Genomic DNA, 16,119 nt, shown 5'->3' with positions numbered 1-16,119 from the left:
TTTTATGACAATTAGGGGGATTATCATGTTTAGACCAAATATAGGGATTGTAAATGCGCTTATTCGAATAACGTGTGGTTTTTCTGTTTTAGCATGGGCTACTTCAAAGTATTGTAAGAAACCTTGGAGAGATGCCTATCTTATCGCGATTATTCTTGGTGCTATGAAGGTTGGAGAAGGAATTCTTCGTTTCTGTCCAATCACATACCTTTTCGAAAATAGAAACAGCTATTTCTTTGAAGACGATGATGAAGATTATTTTGATGGGGATGTGGAAGAGGTTACGTATAATCCTTCTTAATTAGAAAAGCGGAAGGCTCCCGTTAGCAACGTATGAACTGGAGCACTCCGTATGAGATAAAGGAAACACGAAGAGCGATAGCGATTCGATGTTGACTTATCGTAAGGAGGAGTGTGAAGTTCACTAGTTGCTGGGCGCCTGGAGCTAGACACTAAAACTAAGTACAAAATTTCCATAATGATTAAAAAAATGGGACTGGCACAAGCCAGCCCCATATTCTATCCGGAGGTGTTTCATATGTTTTTAGAATATTTAACAGATATGTCTTTTATTCTCATAGCCTTAGTTGGAGGCATTATTGCTTTGGCTTATGTCTATATTAAGAAACGACGTGCTTAATGGCTTTATTTCCAATATCTTTTCTGTAGAACAATGCAGGGGCTGATATTTGTTCAACTAGTTCATATGCTTGTTTTTGTGCATCTTGAATTGTTGAACCATATCCTGATACAACAAGCACACGTCCTCCATTATTGACAAACTGCTCTTCAACTTTTTTCGTTCCTGCATGGAAGATAACGGCTTCCTCATGTTTCTCAGTAAGAGTGCCAATTGGTAGTCCTTTTTCATAATCATTTGGATAACCCTTTGAAGCAAGAACTACTCCAAGTACTGCTTGCTCAGACCATTTTAACTCGACAGGTTCGTCGTTTAGAATCGCTAATAATGATTCTACTAAATCAGATTCCAATCGTGGTAAAACAACTTGTGTCTCAGGGTCACCGAAACGTGCATTAAATTCAATGACCTTTGGACCATTTGCTGTTAAAATTAGTCCGGCATATAAAATCCCTGTAAATGAACGTCCTTCAGTGACAAGTGCTTTTGCCGCTGGCTTTAAAATCGTTTCAATCGCAGTTTCAACAACTTCTTCAGGAATTTGCGGTACCGGAGAATAAGCACCCATTCCACCAGTGTTTGGCCCTTCATCATTATCATAGGCACGTTTATGATCCTGAGCTATGACCATTGGAAAGACTTTTTCACCTTTAACAAATGCCATTAATGAAAACTCTTCTCCAGCTAAAAATTCCTCAATGACCACAGAACTTGATGCATCACCGAATTTTGCATTTTCAAGCATATCTGTCACACTATCTAACGCTACCTCAAGTGTTTCAGCAACAGTTACACCCTTCCCAGCAGCTAACCCATCTGCTTTAATGACAATTGGTGCTCCTTTTTCTTGAATATAGGCCTTTGCTTTTTCCACATCTGTGAAGGTTTGATACTCAGCTGTCGGAATATTGTATTTAATCATGAGTTCTTTAGCAAAGTTTTTACTACCTTCAATAAGTGCAGCTTCTTCTCTTGGGCCAAATATTTTCAAGCCTGCAGCTTCAAAATCATTTACAATTCCATTAAGTAAAGGAACTTCCGGACCAACAATTGTTAAATCGATCTTTTTCTCTTTAGCAAAAGAAATCAATGATTGGTTATCCGTTTCACTGATGTCTACTCTTGTAGCCAGCTCATCCATTCCATCATTACCAGGTGCAACAAAGACTTCCTCTACAAGTTTACTTTGTGCCGCCTTCCATACTAATGCATGCTCACGTCCGCCTTGCCCGATAATCAGTACTTTCATGTTTACACCCCGCTCTTGTTTTTAAAACATACAAGAGCCAGTTCAACTGGCTCCATATTCATTGTTTAGGAATTTATAAAATTCTTGAACTGTTGATAAGCGCTTTGACATCCAGCTCCGAAGCAAAAGGATGTGCAAGTGCAGTCAGTGCGACAGGACGTCACGTGTTTTGACTGCCAGCGCCTAACCCCTCGAAGTCATAAGCTACAAATGAATTGAAGACTAAAAACGTCTTCTATTCATTTGCCTCTTATTGCCCTAGGCTGATCAAGGCGCTTGCGCTTTTGTTCTTAATGTTTAAAGTGACGTACTCCTGTGAATACCATTGCAATGCCATACTCATCAGCCATTCGAATGGAATCTTCGTCTCGGATCGAACCGCCTGGTTGGATAATCGCTGTTACACCTGCTTTTGCAGCTGCTTCTACTGTATCAGACATCGGGAAGAATGCGTCTGAACCTAGCGCACTTCCTTGCGCCTTAACGCCAGCTTGTTCAATAGCGATTTTCGCTGCACCAACACGGTTCATCTGACCAGCACCAACGCCAATTGTCATTTCATCCTTTGCTAAGACAATCGCATTTGATTTAACATGTTTCACTACTTTCCAAGCTAGTTTAAGATCCTTCCACTCTTCTTCAGAAGGCTCACGTTTTGTTGGAATTGTTACTTCCACATCATCAAGTGATAGTGTGTCTTCGTCTTGTACAAGTAACCCACCGTGTACAGATTGAAGAACTTTATCGGGTTTAGATGGTGCTTTTACGTCAATTGTTAATAAACGCAGGTTTTTCTTGCTTGTTAAAACATCCAATGCTTCTTGACTAAAAGATGGAGCAATGATAATTTCTAGGAAAATTTCATGTAATTGCTTGGCTGTTTCAACATCAACTTCTTCATTCAATGCAACAATCCCACCGAAGATTGAAGTTCGATCTGCCTCATAGCAACGCGTAAATGCTTCATATGTTGATGTTCCAACGCCAACTCCACATGGGTTCATATGCTTAACAGCAACCGCTGCCGGCTCAGTAAACTCACGCACGATTTGTAGTGCCGCATCAGCATCTTTAATATTATTGAAAGACAACTCTTTCCCATGTAATTGTTTTGCATTTGCAATTGAAGCTGTTGGGACAAATGGTTTTTGATAGAATGTCGCACTTTGGTGTGGGTTTTCGCCATAACGTAATGATTGCTTTTTCTCGAATGTGTATGTGACCGTTTCTGGATTTTCTTCTCCAATTGTTTTTGTTAAAAATTCAGCAATTAAGGCATCATATGCAGCTGTATGTCTAAATACTTTTGCTGCTAAGCGTTGCTTTTGTGCTAATGAAACTTCACCAGAAGCTTTAAGCTCATCTAGTACAGCTTGATAATCTGCCGGATCAACAACAACTGTGACATCTTCATGGTTTTTAGCAGCAGAACGAAGCATAGAAGGTCCGCCAATATCAATGTTCTCAATCGCATCTTGGAATTGAACATCTGGTTTAGAAATGGTTTCTTTGAACGGGTAAAGATTCACCACAACCATATCAATTGTTTCAATGTTATTTTCCTTTAACTGATTCATATGACTAGGATTGTTACGCACAGCTAATAATCCGCCATGGATATTAGGATGTAGGGTTTTAACACGTCCATCCATAATCTCCGGGAAGCCTGTGACCTCTGAAATTCCAATAACATTTAGTCCATTTTCTTCTAGTAATGATTTTGTTCCACCAGTTGAAATGACTTCAACACCTAGTTCAATTAGTTCTTTCACAAAAGGAACAAGATTTGCTTTATCTGACACACTAACAAGTGCACGTTTTACTGACATGATTCCTCACCTCTATGCTTTATTTTATGACTAGCTCTTGAATGACTTTTGGATATAAAACATGTTCTACTGCATGGATCTTTTCGGCAATTGATTCAGCAGTATCTTCCTTTGAAATTTCTACTGCCTTTTGAGCAATAATTGGACCTGTATCCATACCTGCATCAACATAATGGACAGTCACTCCAGTTACTTTTACCCCTGCTTCATATGCTTGGCCAATTGCATCCTTTCCTGGAAAAGCCGGCAACAGCGATGGGTGAATATTGATGATCCTCGATTCATAAGCAGTTAACAACGTTTCACCAATTAACCTCATATACCCTGCGAGAATAACAAAATCAATTTGATGTTTTTGTAAAACAGCTAAAATCTCCTGTTCAAACTGAGCCTTTGTTTCATATTCCTTCGGTATAAAACAGAAAACCGGGATATTCGCTGTTTCCGCTCGTGCAATAACTCCTGCTTGAGGTTTATCACAAACAACTACGCTAATTTCTGCCTCTAAGGCACCACTTTTCACTTTGTCTAAAATTGCTTGAAAATTACTGCCATTCCCTGATGCAAAAACAGCTAACTTCTTCATCAAAACGCTCCTCCATTAAATGTTACTCCAGAGCCCTCAATGACACGACCAATGACATACCCTTTTTCACCATTTGCATCTAGTTGCTTGAGCACATCTTGTAATATATCTTCTTTCACAGCAAGGACAAAGCCAATTCCCATGTTAAATACATTATACATATCTTCACTATCTAACTGCCCTTTCTCCTTTAAAAAGTCAAAGATCGGCAGCTTCGGCCATGAACCAAGATCAATTTCTGCCCCTGTTCCCTCTGGCAGCATTCTTGGAATATTTTCAATAAAACCGCCACCTGTAATATGGGCCATTCCATCGACTTGATAGGTTTTAACAACGTCTAAAACAGGCTTCACATAGATTTTAGTTGGTGTAAGTAATACTTCCCCTAGGTTTTGTGTAAAGGGCTCATAAACTGTTCCTAAGTCTAACTTTTGATCTTCTAGAAGGATTTTACGAACTAATGAAAATCCGTTACTGTGGATTCCGCTTGATGATAGACCAATTAATACATGTCCTGGTTTAATATTTTCCCCTGTTACGATTAGATCCTTTTCAACTGCTCCTACAGAAAAGCCAGCAACATCATATTCCTCTTCCTCATATAATCCTGGCATCTCAGCTGTTTCCCCGCCAACTAAGGCACATCCAGATTGCTCACATCCATCTGCAATTCCTTTTACAATTTGCTCAATTTTTTCTGGCTTTGCCTTTCCAAGCGCTAAATAATCCAGGAAAAATAACGGCTCTGCTCCTTGAGCTAAAATGTCATTCACACACATGGCAACAGCATCAATTCCGATCGTATCATGCTTATCAGCCATAAAAGCAAGCTTTAACTTTGTTCCAACACCGTCTGTTCCTGAAACAAGTACAGGTTTTTTATAATTTAATTCACTTAAATCAAACATTCCACCAAAGCCGCCCAGTCCGCCTAATACACCTGCGCGCATCGTCTTGGCAACATGTTTTTTCATTCTTGTAACAGCCTCATAGCCAGCTTCAATATCAACACCAGCTTGCTTATAAATGTCAGACATGTGTGATCCTCCTAAAAAAACTAATCTATTTATCTTTCAATTTAAAGTAAGACAGGAATCGAGCATTCGATTCCTATCACATTTTTTTCTATTTACGCTTTTTCATGCGGTAAAACTGTATCTGCATAAATTTCAGTAGGATAGCGGCCAGTAAAGCAGGCTAAGCATTGACCTCTTGTTTCACCTTCATATGGTCGACCTAAACCTTCAAGTAAGCCTTCAACACTTAAGAAAGCTAAGCTGTCTGCCCCAATAATTTGTCTAATTTCTTCTACTGAATGATTAGAAGCAATCAATTCCTCATGTGTGGAAGTATCAATTCCATAGAAGCATGGATTAGCAATTGGCGGTGAACTGATACGCACATGAACCTCTGTAGCTCCTGCTTCACGGAGCATATTCACAATTCGTTTACTTGTTGTTCCACGTACAATGGAATCATCAACCATGACAACACGCTTTCCTTCAACAACACCACGAACAGCAGAGAGCTTCATTTTTACACCTTGCTCACGCAATGATTGTGAAGGTTGGATAAATGTTCTGCCTACATATCTATTTTTAATTAATCCTAACTCATATGGAATTCCCGTTAACTCAGCAAAACCGATCGCTGCTGAGATACTAGAGTCAGGTACACCTGTTACAACATCTGCTTCTACCTCAGACTCAACAGCCAAGCGTTTCCCAAGGTTTTTACGTGCTGTATGAACATTAATACCGTCGATATTGCTATCAGGGCGTGAAAAATAAATATATTCCATACTACAAATTGAACGGTTAATATTCATTGAAAAGCGCTCAGAGCGAATACCTTCATCATTGATGATCAACAGCTCACCTGGCTGAACATCTCGTTCGTATTTTGCTCCGACAACATCAAATGCACATGTTTCAGATGCAACAACGTACGCATCACCCATGACTCCGATTGACAATGGTCTTAATCCATTAGGATCCAGTGCAACCATCATTTCATTTTCTGTCATGATTAAAAATGCATAGGCGCCTTTAATCATTGTAAGAGCATTTTTCACAGCTTCCTTCATATCTTTATAGCCGCTTCTTCTAATTAGATGTGCTAACACCTCTGTATCAGAAGTTGTTTGAAAAATACTTCCTTGGCTTTCAAGCTGATGCTTAACCTGGGTTGCATTGACAAGGTTTCCGTTATGGGCAAGAGCTAAACTGCCGCTATGAGATTTGAAAAGGAGGGGCTGAACATTTTCATATCCGCCCCCGCCAGCTGTTGCATAACGAACATGACCGATAGCCGCTTTACCGGATAATTCATTTAATTTCCCGTTCGCAAATACTTCGTTGATGAGCCCTAACCCTTTCATACCTGTTAGTTTCTCACCATCACTTGTCACAATCCCAGCACCTTCTTGACCTCTATGCTGAAGACTATGCAAGCCATAATACGTAATTTGTGCTGCCTCCGGGTGACCCCAGATTCCGAATACACCACATTCTTCGTTTAATCCCTTGAGTTCAGCAAGCATGGGATAGCTCCTTTCCATGCATCTTTTAATTCTTCAACAGATGCATCGACAAGTGTTTCATCCTGTTCATTTTTAATGATTAGTTTGCCAGAGTCTGTTACTTTCCCGATACATACTGCTTCAACTAATTGCTCAAATGTTTCTTTGTTTTCCTTTTTCACAGATACAATAAATCTTGTTTGTGATTCACTAAACAGTGCTGCTGTTGCATCACCGTTAAGAGTCACTTCTGCCCCTAAACCTTTACAGCCGAATAATGGTTCTGCTAATGCAACCGCAACTCCACCTTCAGAAACATCATGGGCAGACGCCACTGACTTTGCACGAATAGCTGCTGAAAGCTGGCCTAATACTTTGCTTTCTTTCTCTAAATCTAGTTCTGGTGATTGACCAAAGATTTTTCCGTGTACAAGCTTTTGCAGCTCACTACCACCGAATTCTGCTTTTGTTTCCCCAACTAGATAAATTAGATCTCCAGCTGATTTAAAATCTTGCGTTGTAATATAATCTGTATCTTCAATTAATCCCACCATACCGATTACTGGTGTAGGATAGATTGCTGTTCCATTTGTTTCGTTGTATAAAGAAACATTACCGCCGATAACTGGCGTATTTAATACTCGGCAAGCTTCACTAATACCGTCTGCTGCTTTTTCAATTTGCCAGAAGATTTCTGGTTTCTCAGGGTTACCGAAGTTTAGGTTATCTGTAATGGCTAATGGAGTAGCACCAGAACATACGATGTTACGTGCTGCTTCTGCTACAGCAATTTTACCGCCAACTTCCGGATCTAAATATAGATAACGAGAGTTACAATCAGTTGTCATCGCTAATGCTTTCTTCGTATCACGAATACGAACAACAGCAGCGTCAGAACCCGGTGCTACAACTGTATTTGTACGTACCATGTAATCATATTGATCATAAACCCACTCTTTAGAAGCAATTGTTGGTTGCTTTAGTAAATTCATAAGTGTTTCTTTATAATTGTCCACCTGTAGAGGAGCAACATCCATTTGTTGGAACTCTTCAAAGTAAGCAGGTACCTTAGAAGGCTTATGATAAACCGGAGCTTCTTCAGCAAGCGCATCAACAGGAAGCTCACAAACCACTTCACCTTTATGGAAAAGACGAAGCATTTTATCATCAGTTACTTTTCCTACTGTTACAGCCTCTAAGTCATACTTTTTGAAAAGATCAATGATTTCTTGCTCTCTTCCTTTTTCGATAACAAGCAGCATTCTTTCTTGTGATTCTGAAAGCATCATTTCATAAGCTGACATACCTGTCTCACGTTGTGGAATAAGATCTAAGTTCATTTCAATACCAGAGCCTGCTTTACTTGCCATCTCAGCAGATGAGCTTGTTAAACCAGCAGCACCCATATCTTGAATTCCTACTAAGGCATCATTTTTAACGACTTCAAGACAAGCTTCTAATAAAAGCTTCTCCATAAATGGATCGCCAACTTGTACCGCTGAACGATCTGCACCAGAATCGTCGGTTAATTCTTCAGAAGAAAATGTTGCACCATGAATTCCATCACGACCAGTTTTCGCACCAACATACATAACTGTATTGCCAACACCTTTAGCCTGACCCTTTTTAATATCTTCATGATTAATTAACCCAACACACATTGCGTTAACAAGTGGATTTCCTTCGTATGAATCATCAAATTGAATCTCTCCACCAACTGTTGGAATTCCGATACAATTACCATAACCCGCAATACCTGCAACAACCTCTTCAAATAAATATTTCACACGAGGTGTTTTTAGTTCTCCAAAGCGAAGTGAGTTTAAGATTGCGATCGGTCTAGCTCCCATTGAGAAAACATCACGAATGATTCCACCTACACCTGTTGCTGCGCCTTGATAAGGCTCAATCGCTGAAGGGTGATTATGACTTTCGATTTTAAATACAACCGCTTGATTGTCCCCAATATCGACAATCCCTGCACCTTCACCTGGACCTTGTAATACCTTTTCACCTGTTACAGGGAATTTCTTTAAAATCGGTTTAGAGTTTTTATAGCTGCAGTGCTCAGACCACATAACAGAGAAAATCCCGATTTCTGTGTAATTTGGAAGACGTCCAATAATTTTTTCAATCAGAGCAAACTCGTCATCACTTACACCCATTTGTCTGTAGATTTTTTCATCCTTAATCATCTGGTTAGTTGGTTCAAGCAGTAGTGACATGAGATTCCCTCCAGTTTTTTACGATCGATTGAAATAATTTTAACCCGTCTGCACTTCCTAACAGCTCATCAACAGCACGCTCAGGATGTGGCATCATCCCTAATACATTTCCGCGCTCATTTGTAATCCCTGCAATATCAACTAAGCTGCCATTTGGATTCGTTTCGTACGTAAACACGATTTGATTGTTTTCTTTAAGCGTTTGAAGTGTTTGCTCATCACAATAATAATTCCCTTCTCCATGTGCGATAGGAATTGAGATTACCTCATCCTTTTCATAAGCTGAAGTAAAGGCTGTTTGGTTGTTTACAACCTTTAAATTAACTGGGCGACACATAAACTTTAAGTTTTCATTTCGTTTCATTGCACCTGGAAGTAATCCAGCTTCTAATAAAATCTGGAATCCATTACATACACCAAGTACAGGCTTACCAGCTTCAGCAGCTTTCACGACTTCCTGCATCACATTTGAGAAGCGGGCAATAGCTCCTGAGCGTAAGTAATCTCCGTATGAAAAACCACCAGGCAAAAGAATTCCGTCAAATTGGCTTAAATCTGTTTCATCATGCCATACATACTCTACTTCTTCACCGAGCTCATCTTTAATTGCATGATACATATCAATATCACAATTAGATCCTGGGAATACGATCACAGCGAATTTCACTTTGTGACAACCTCCTGTACCTCGTAGCTAAAGTCTTCAATCACTGTATTAGCAAGTAATTTCTCACACATTTCACGAACAGCTACATCTAGATCACGATCTGACTTCTCAATTGTTAACTCCATGTATTTCCCGATACGGACATCTTGAACTTCTTTGTAGTCCATGCTGTGTAATGCACTCTTTACTGCGCTTCCTTGTGGATCTAATACACTTTCTCTTAACGTGACATAAACTTTTACTTTGTACATGTTGATTGGCCTCCAAGTCTAGTTAAAATAACTTCATATGCATCTGTTAAACTACCAATATCTCTACGGAAAACATCTTTATCAAACTTCTCATTTGTGTTGATATCCCATAAACGGCATGTATCAGGTGATACTTCATCAGCAAGAATGATCTTGCCTTCATCAGTGATACCGAACTCTAGTTTGAAATCAATTAGGCGTACATCACAGGAAAGAAAGTGAGCCTTAAGTACTTCATTTACCTGCTTAGCGAGTGATTTCAATGTTTGAACCTGCTCTGGTGTCGCCACTTCTAATAAAGCGATATGATCTTCTGTTATTAGTGGATCCCCTAAGTCATCATCCTTATAGTAAAACTCAACTAATGGATTCTTAATCTCTGTTCCTTCTTCAATACCAATTCGTTTAGAAAGACTTCCTGCTACAACATTTCTTACAACAACCTCTAAAGGAATGATTGTTACTTTCTTAACAAGTTGCTCTGTCGGTGATAATCTTTTTACAAAGTGATTTTCAATGTTGTTTGCTGTTAACTTTTCAAAAATTAATGTTGAAATTTCGTTATTTAAACGACCTTTACCTGTAATCTCTTCCTTTTTCACCCCGTTAAAGGCAGTTGCGGAATCTTTGTAAGAGACCCATAGAATATTAGGTTCATTCGTTTTGTAAATCTGTTTCGCTTTACCTTCGTATAGTAATTCAAGCTTTTCTGTACTCATGGAAGCCCTCCTAAACTGAATATTGGGAACCTTTAGATTATTGTTTGTTACATTTTCTTACCATGTTATTTTTTCAAAGAGATAGCAAGGGACTTTTGCTGACCCTTGCTACTATTTTATTTTAAAGACCAAGACGTTCAAAAATTGTGTCTACACCTTTTAGGTGGTAGTTATAATCGAAGCAATCAGCAATTACTTCTTTAGAAAGTCTGGAAGTAATTTTTTCTTCTGCTTCTACTAAGCCTCTGAAAGGTACTTGTTTTTCCCAAGCTTCCATTGCTTTTGGTTGAACAAGATCATATGCTTCTTCTCTTGTCATACCAGTATCAATTAAAGCTAGTAAAACACGTTGAGAGTAAATAAGACCTTGTGTACGTTCCATATTCCGCTTCATATTTTCAGGGAATACCGTTAAGTTTTTCACGATGTTGCCAAAACGATTTAACATATAGTTAAGTGCAATCGTAGCATCTGGTAAGATAATACGCTCAGCAGAAGAGTGAGAGATATCTCTTTCATGCCATAACGGAACATTTTCATAAGCTGTTAACATATAACCGCGAATGACACGTGCAAGACCGGTCATATTTTCTGAACCAATTGGATTACGTTTATGAGGCATTGCTGAAGATCCTTTTTGACCTTTTGCAAATGACTCTTCCACCTCACGTGTTTCACTCTTTTGTAACCCGCGAATTTCAACTGCAAACTTCTCGATTGATGTTGCAACTAAAGCAATTGCGGCCATATAATCAGCGTGACGGTCACGTTGTAAAGTTTGTGTTGAGATTGGAGCCGGTTTAGTACCTAACTTTTCACAAACGTATTTTTCAACAAAAGGATCGATATTTGCATAAGTTCCTACCGCACCAGATATCTTCCCGTACTCTACACCTTCTGCTGCACGTTTAAAACGATCTAAATTACGCTTCATTTCCTCATACCATAAACCAAGCTTCAATCCAAATGTTGTTGGTTCAGCATGAACACCGTGCGTACGTCCCATCATGACTGTATACTTATGCTCTTGCGCTTTTTCTTTTAAAATTTGGATAAAGTTTTCGATATCTTTTAATAAAATATCATTTGCTTGTTTTAATAAATAAGATAAAGCTGTATCAACAACATCTGTTGATGTTAAACCGTAATGAACCCATTTACGTTCTTCACCTAGTGTTTCAGAAACAGCTCTTGTAAATGCTACAACATCATGGCGTGTTTCTTGCTCAATTTCATTTATGCGATTAACATCAAAAGATGCATTTTTACGAAGTAGAGCTACATCTTCCTTTGGAATAACTCCAAGCTCTGCCCAAGCTTCACATGCAAGGATCTCAACTTCCAACCATGCCTTAAATTTGTTCTCTTCCGTCCAAATTGCACCCATTTCTGGTCTTGTATAACGTTCAATCATTTTCTTTTGCCTCCGTTCAATTTTGACCCCAAATTTTATTGATCTTCTCTATATTATCTTGAATTGGTTCAATAATAAATGTTATATGTCCCATCTTACGTTTAGAGGCGGGCTCTTTTTTGCCGTAAAGATGAAGTTTAGCATACTGCAGGAGAGAAAGATTTTCACTAACTATTGATAAATCTTCCCCTAAAAGGTTCACCATCATACCACTTTGCAGTAGGTTCGTTTGACCTAAAGGAAGATTACATACAGCACGTATATGTTGTTCAAACTGATCTGTTTCACATAAATCAATTGTGTAATGTCCAGAGTTATGTGGTCGAGGTGCTAACTCATTTATATAAATTTCTTCATCGTTCGTTAAGAACATTTCCACAGCAAGCGTTCCTACAAGTTCAAAGCTATTTGAAAGTTTAATAGCCAATTCTTCTGCTTTTTGGATAACACTTTCTGATACTCTAGCAGGCACGATGCTTTGATATAAAATATTGTCTTTGTGAATATTTTCAGCTACTGGAAACACCTTTGTTTCTCCGTTAACTGATCTTGTCACAATTACTGAAATTTCTTTCTCGAATGGAACCCATTTTTCCAAGATACAAGTACCGTGAGTTAGCAATTGTTTAGCTCTCAATTGAGCTTGGTCATTTCGAAGCACCACTTGTCCTTTACCGTCATACCCGCCTCGGCAAGTTTTTAGAACACATGGATATTCGAGAACTTCCACAGCCTGACGTAACTCCTCTTCTGAGTGGATAATCTTATAAGGAGCTACCTGACATCCAGCCTTTTCGATCGCAGCCTTTTCAGTTTCACGATCTTGAGTTAGTAAAAGCAATGAGCTTTTTTGTGGTAATGATGCATTTTCTTCTAACCAACGCAAAGCTTTGTAATCAATGTTTTCAAATTCATATGTGATCACATCACTAACCTCAGCTAGCTGTTTAATGGCTTCTAAATCATCATAGCTAGCTGTTATTTCTATATCAGCAATTTGACCGCAAGGACAATCCTTAGTTGGGTCTAAAACAGCAATACGATAGCCTAGCTGTCTAGCTGCAATTGCCATCATTCTTCCTAGCTGTCCACCGCCGATTATGCCAATAGTACTTCCTGGTAGGATCGTTTGATTATTCAAGCTCATCACTGCTCTCCAAAACTTTTAAGCGTACTTCTTCTCTTCTTGAATCTAATTTATCAGCTAGTGATTGATCATTTGTCGAGAGGATCTCAGCAGCTAACAGCCCTGCATTTGTAGCTCCGGCTTTGCCTATTGCAACAGTTGCTACAGGAACACCTCCTGGCATTTGAACAATTGAAAGTAATGAATCTAGACCATTTAAAGCCTTTGATTGAACAGGAATACCAATGACCGGCAGAGTTGTTTTTGCTGCAACCATACCTGGTAAATGGGCGGCTCCACCTGCACCAGCAATAATAACCTTCAAGCCTCTGTTTCTAGCATTCTCAGCATACTCAAACATATAATCTGGTGTACGATGTGCAGAAACTACTTTTTTTTCATATGGTATACCAAGCTCGTCTAGTATATCGCAAGCAAATTTCATAGTCCCCCAGTCAGATGTACTTCCCATAATGACTCCAACAACCGGATCCATCTTTTCCCCACCTTTATTAAATCTTTTCTTATCCTATTTTATAGTACAAAAAAAGCTCGATATTTAACCTTCTCCACTAATAGAGAAAGTTAGATATATCGAGCTTCGGACTTTGCTTAATTCCGAATCGTATATACATTCACTTTCCCTCATAGTCCGATAATTTACGGTTATCGGGTAGAAACTTCTGGGCCATATTCCCAATTATATATGAGGTTCACTTTAATTACTTATTTACATGTTTTATATTAACAATGAAGCTTATCAATGTCAACGTAAAATCGAACGATTTATTTTAATAGTTCATTATTGTTCGGCTTTTACAGAAGTTTCCCTTCAAATGTAATCATTCTTCCACATGGTACATGCTCAACTGCATTATCTCGAATCTCTTCTTTAAAAATTGGCTGTTCAGTTCTTCGAATAGGCATATAGCCTTCCTTACTCATTCTGTTGAGACAGTCATCAATCGTCTCATTTTCCTCAACAACAAATTTCTTCTTTTTTGGCTTTGATGTCATCTTCTTACCTCCATGCTCACAATCCTATGTATTCTACATTCTACCACTTTTTATGAGGATATATCCTTTAAATTAAAAGTGACTATTTAAATCAAAAAAAAGAATGACTAACTTGGGAAATATCCCAAGTTAGTCATTCTCATCATCAAAAAATTCCATATGAAGTTTTTCCTGTTTATAATACGTTAATCTATCATGAAGAGTCCCAGTATGAAATTCAAATTTATGTCCTTCAGGGTCAGTAAAATAAATAGACCTTTTATCTTTTTTTTCATTTCGCTGACGCCCTTCTAAAATCCGAACGCCTAAATCAGTTAACTTTCTATATAACCGTTCATAATCTTCATCATCTATTGAAAATGCAATATGTGTATAAGAGACCTCAATTTCATTGCGCGGAATATTTTTTTCCTCATTAAGAGCTAACCAAATCCCACTTAAATCAAAATAAGCAGTACTTCTACCCTTGACTAGTAATTTTGCCCCAAAAACGTTTTGATAAAAATCAATCGAAATCTCTAAGTTTGATACAGAAAATAAAAGATGGTTTATCCCCTTTATCATTGAACAAGCTCCCTTAACATAATTGAATAACTTTACTCCTTAATAGCCATAACCCTAATACGTTTATAATCTGCTTCCCATTGCTGATCCTTATATAAAATTGAACGTAAGCTATTTTCTACGTTCGCTAACACCCTCATTTCCACATCATCAGGCAATAAATGAAGGAAATCTGGCATAAACATTCGTAACCAGTTTCTAAGCCCCTCTTCGCCATCAAGAGCCGTTGGTCTGCTAAAATGTATAGCATACGTCACCTTAAAACCAACATCCTCCATTAATGAAGTATATTGACCAATACTAGGGAAATACCACGGAAGTGATTCACTTGTCACAGGATACCCTTCTTGTTTACACTGATTTCTAAACTCACTCAAAATCAGCTCCACATTCCCTGCTCCCCCAAACTCTGCAACAAAACGTCCTCCTGCCTTTAAGCTATCAAACATCTTTTCTAAAGCTACCATCGGCTCTTTTACCCAATGTAAAGTGGCATTTGAAAAAACAGCATCAAACTCTTCTTGAAAACCCAGCTCCAAAACATCCCTAACTGCAAAGTTTAATTCCGGATACTTTTCTTTGGCTTTCACTATCATCGCCTCAGATAGATCCACACCTAATACAGATACACCTAGGTGAACCAAGGAATTCATTAAATCACCTGTACCACATCCAACATCAAGTATTCTCTCTCCCGACGTCGGATTTAACAGCTTCACTAAATCTTGACCATACTCAGAGACAAATGAATGATGCTGATCGTATAAATGTGCATCCCAATGATTTCTTCTCTCCATTTCGCACCTACCTATATGTTTTCTTTAATATAACACAACAGTTGTAAGAAATTGGAGATTTTATTTAAGGATAAATCAATTCCCTGAATCAAATTTATTCTAGTAATCTTTTAACTTGCTTCTCACAAAACCTTATCTTTACCTTTTGCTTGTGCCTATTTTTAACGAAAAAAAGACCAGTATCTCTACTGTTCCTTTTTCCTTACCTGGCAACGTCCTACTCTCACAGGGGGAAACCCCCAACTACCATCGGCGCTGAGAGCTTAACTTCCGTGTTCGGATTTCGGCTTGCGATAAGCGGCGAATCTCCGCGTCAGCTTGTTCGTTCAGGTCCTCATGTGCCAACTACGCACACTCCGGTCTTCTCTTTCTGCGCTTCCTAGATCTTCTTGCTTCTCCCAAGCCTCAGGCTAGGAATTGTATTTTGTCTCTACCTCTTTACGGAAAACCTTCGGTTTTCTTTTATTACCAACAAAAAAAGACCAGTATCTCTACTGATCTTTTTCGCTCTTCT

At 38.6% G+C, this 16,119-nt stretch carries 17 protein-coding genes and 1 riboswitch; of the genes, 2 read left to right on the top strand and 15 right to left on the bottom strand.

Translation table 11 applies throughout. The features are described 5' to 3' along the window. Positions 1 to 25: 25 nt before the first annotated feature. Positions 26 to 301 carry a YgaP family membrane protein gene (locus AC4GZ8_RS16060; protein WP_491082904.1) on the top strand — a complete coding sequence of 92 codons (276 nt, stop codon included), beginning with the start codon at positions 26 to 28 and terminating at the stop codon, positions 299 to 301. 177 nt (positions 302 to 478) lie between these two features. Continuing rightward, the gene (locus AC4GZ8_RS16055) at positions 479 to 640 is read left to right on the top strand and encodes an EYxxD motif small membrane protein (RefSeq protein ID WP_491082903.1); all 162 of its coding nucleotides are present in this window, start codon (positions 479 to 481) and stop codon (positions 638 to 640) included. Here AC4GZ8_RS16055 and purD read toward each other — a convergent pair. The 15 genes from purD to AC4GZ8_RS15980 form a co-directional block, all read right to left on the bottom strand. Further along, on the bottom strand, positions 621 to 1,889 hold the full coding sequence (gene purD, locus AC4GZ8_RS16050) for a phosphoribosylamine--glycine ligase (RefSeq protein WP_491082902.1): 1,269 nt from the start codon (positions 1,887 to 1,889) through the stop codon (positions 621 to 623). The two genes, AC4GZ8_RS16055 and purD, sit on opposite strands and share 20 nt — an antisense overlap. Before the next feature lie 290 nt (positions 1,890 to 2,179). Further along, on the bottom strand, positions 2,180 to 3,718 hold the full coding sequence (purH, locus tag AC4GZ8_RS16045; RefSeq protein ID WP_491082901.1) for a bifunctional phosphoribosylaminoimidazolecarboxamide formyltransferase/IMP cyclohydrolase: 1,539 nt from the start codon (positions 3,716 to 3,718) through the stop codon (positions 2,180 to 2,182). Positions 3,719 to 3,737: 19 nt separating this feature from the next. Continuing rightward, a complete protein-coding gene (gene purN / locus AC4GZ8_RS16040; protein ID WP_491082900.1) occupies positions 3,738 to 4,304 on the bottom strand; it encodes a phosphoribosylglycinamide formyltransferase in 567 nt (188 codons plus the stop codon). Beyond that, positions 4,304 to 5,341, bottom strand: coding sequence for a phosphoribosylformylglycinamidine cyclo-ligase (gene purM / locus AC4GZ8_RS16035; RefSeq protein WP_491082899.1), 1,038 nt, complete (start codon positions 5,339 to 5,341; stop codon positions 4,304 to 4,306). Before purM ends, purN begins: the two co-directional genes overlap by 1 nt. 92 nt (positions 5,342 to 5,433) lie before the next feature. Then, a complete protein-coding gene (purF, locus tag AC4GZ8_RS16030) occupies positions 5,434 to 6,846 on the bottom strand; it encodes an amidophosphoribosyltransferase (RefSeq protein WP_491082898.1) in 1,413 nt (470 codons plus the stop codon). After that, a complete protein-coding gene (purL, locus tag AC4GZ8_RS16025; RefSeq protein WP_491082897.1) occupies positions 6,822 to 9,050 on the bottom strand; it encodes a phosphoribosylformylglycinamidine synthase subunit PurL in 2,229 nt (742 codons plus the stop codon). The genes purF and purL overlap by 25 nt, the downstream gene beginning before the upstream one ends. Then, positions 9,034 to 9,717 (bottom strand): phosphoribosylformylglycinamidine synthase subunit PurQ, encoded by a 684-nt coding sequence (gene purQ, locus AC4GZ8_RS16020; RefSeq protein WP_491082896.1) that lies wholly within the window; start codon positions 9,715 to 9,717, stop codon positions 9,034 to 9,036. The genes purL and purQ overlap by 17 nt, the downstream gene beginning before the upstream one ends. Next, positions 9,714 to 9,968: a phosphoribosylformylglycinamidine synthase subunit PurS gene (purS, locus tag AC4GZ8_RS16015; RefSeq protein WP_098797711.1), complete on the bottom strand. Its 255-nt coding sequence runs from the start codon at positions 9,966 to 9,968 to the stop codon at positions 9,714 to 9,716. The genes purQ and purS overlap by 4 nt, the downstream gene beginning before the upstream one ends. Continuing rightward, positions 9,956 to 10,687 (bottom strand): phosphoribosylaminoimidazolesuccinocarboxamide synthase, encoded by a 732-nt coding sequence (purC, locus tag AC4GZ8_RS16010; RefSeq protein WP_491082895.1) that lies wholly within the window; start codon positions 10,685 to 10,687, stop codon positions 9,956 to 9,958. The genes purS and purC overlap by 13 nt, the downstream gene beginning before the upstream one ends. Before the next feature lie 121 nt (positions 10,688 to 10,808). Beyond that, a complete protein-coding gene (gene purB, locus AC4GZ8_RS16005) occupies positions 10,809 to 12,101 on the bottom strand; it encodes an adenylosuccinate lyase (RefSeq protein ID WP_491082894.1) in 1,293 nt (430 codons plus the stop codon). A gap of 16 nt (positions 12,102 to 12,117) precedes the next feature. Further along, the gene (gene purK / locus AC4GZ8_RS16000) at positions 12,118 to 13,248 is read right to left on the bottom strand and encodes a 5-(carboxyamino)imidazole ribonucleotide synthase (protein ID WP_491082893.1); all 1,131 of its coding nucleotides are present in this window, start codon (positions 13,246 to 13,248) and stop codon (positions 12,118 to 12,120) included. Continuing rightward, entirely contained in the window at positions 13,235 to 13,723 is a 489-nt protein-coding gene (purE, locus tag AC4GZ8_RS15995; protein WP_491082892.1) for a 5-(carboxyamino)imidazole ribonucleotide mutase, read from the bottom strand. The genes purK and purE overlap by 14 nt, the downstream gene beginning before the upstream one ends. A gap of 132 nt (positions 13,724 to 13,855) precedes the next feature. Then, a riboswitch (purine riboswitch) is annotated at positions 13,856 to 13,957 on the bottom strand. Positions 13,958 to 14,043: 86 nt separating this feature from the next. Then, positions 14,044 to 14,244 (bottom strand): NETI motif-containing protein, encoded by a 201-nt coding sequence (locus AC4GZ8_RS15990; protein ID WP_491082891.1) that lies wholly within the window; start codon positions 14,242 to 14,244, stop codon positions 14,044 to 14,046. Positions 14,245 to 14,373: 129 nt separating this feature from the next. After that, positions 14,374 to 14,808 carry a metallothiol transferase FosB gene (gene fosB / locus AC4GZ8_RS15985; protein ID WP_491082890.1) on the bottom strand — a complete coding sequence of 145 codons (435 nt, stop codon included), beginning with the start codon at positions 14,806 to 14,808 and terminating at the stop codon, positions 14,374 to 14,376. 32 nt (positions 14,809 to 14,840) lie between these two features. Next, complete coding sequence (locus AC4GZ8_RS15980) at positions 14,841 to 15,605, bottom strand: class I SAM-dependent methyltransferase (protein WP_491082889.1); 765 nt, start codon at positions 15,603 to 15,605, stop codon at positions 14,841 to 14,843. Positions 15,606 to 16,119 lie beyond the last annotated feature (514 nt).

The organism is Metabacillus sp. RB-C-LZQ-3-1, assembly GCF_058315175.1.
The sequence above is the reverse complement of the archived record's forward strand: the minus strand, read 5'-3'. Positions and strand labels throughout refer to the sequence as shown.

Coding starts and splice junctions, on each gene's coding strand:
- AC4GZ8_RS16060 (WP_491082904.1), top strand. CDS start 26: ATGTTTAGACCAAATATAGGGATTGTAAATGCGCTTATTCGAATAACG.
- AC4GZ8_RS16055 (WP_491082903.1), top strand. CDS start 479: ATGATTAAAAAAATGGGACTGGCACAAGCCAGCCCCATATTCTATCCG.
- purD (WP_491082902.1), bottom strand. CDS start 1,889: ATGAAAGTACTGATTATCGGGCAAGGCGGACGTGAGCATGCATTAGTA.
- purH (WP_491082901.1), bottom strand. CDS start 3,718: ATGTCAGTAAAACGTGCACTTGTTAGTGTGTCAGATAAAGCAAATCTT.
- purN (WP_491082900.1), bottom strand. CDS start 4,304: ATGAAGAAGTTAGCTGTTTTTGCATCAGGGAATGGCAGTAATTTTCAA.
- purM (WP_491082899.1), bottom strand. CDS start 5,341: ATGTCTGACATTTATAAGCAAGCTGGTGTTGATATTGAAGCTGGCTAT.
- purF (WP_491082898.1), bottom strand. CDS start 6,846: ATGCTTGCTGAACTCAAGGGATTAAACGAAGAATGTGGTGTATTCGGA.
- purL (WP_491082897.1), bottom strand. CDS start 9,050: ATGTCACTACTGCTTGAACCAACTAACCAGATGATTAAGGATGAAAAA.
- purS (WP_098797711.1), bottom strand. CDS start 9,968: ATGTACAAAGTAAAAGTTTATGTCACGTTAAGAGAAAGTGTATTAGAT.
- purC (WP_491082895.1), bottom strand. CDS start 10,687: ATGAGTACAGAAAAGCTTGAATTACTATACGAAGGTAAAGCGAAACAG.
- purB (WP_491082894.1), bottom strand. CDS start 12,101: ATGATTGAACGTTATACAAGACCAGAAATGGGTGCAATTTGGACGGAA.
- purK (WP_491082893.1), bottom strand. CDS start 13,248: ATGAGCTTGAATAATCAAACGATCCTACCAGGAAGTACTATTGGCATA.
- purE (WP_491082892.1), bottom strand. CDS start 13,723: ATGGATCCGGTTGTTGGAGTCATTATGGGAAGTACATCTGACTGGGGG.
- AC4GZ8_RS15990 (WP_491082891.1), bottom strand. CDS start 14,244: ATGACATCAAAGCCAAAAAAGAAGAAATTTGTTGTTGAGGAAAATGAG.
- fosB (WP_491082890.1), bottom strand. CDS start 14,808: ATGATAAAGGGGATAAACCATCTTTTATTTTCTGTATCAAACTTAGAG.
- AC4GZ8_RS15980 (WP_491082889.1), bottom strand. CDS start 15,605: ATGGAGAGAAGAAATCATTGGGATGCACATTTATACGATCAGCATCAT.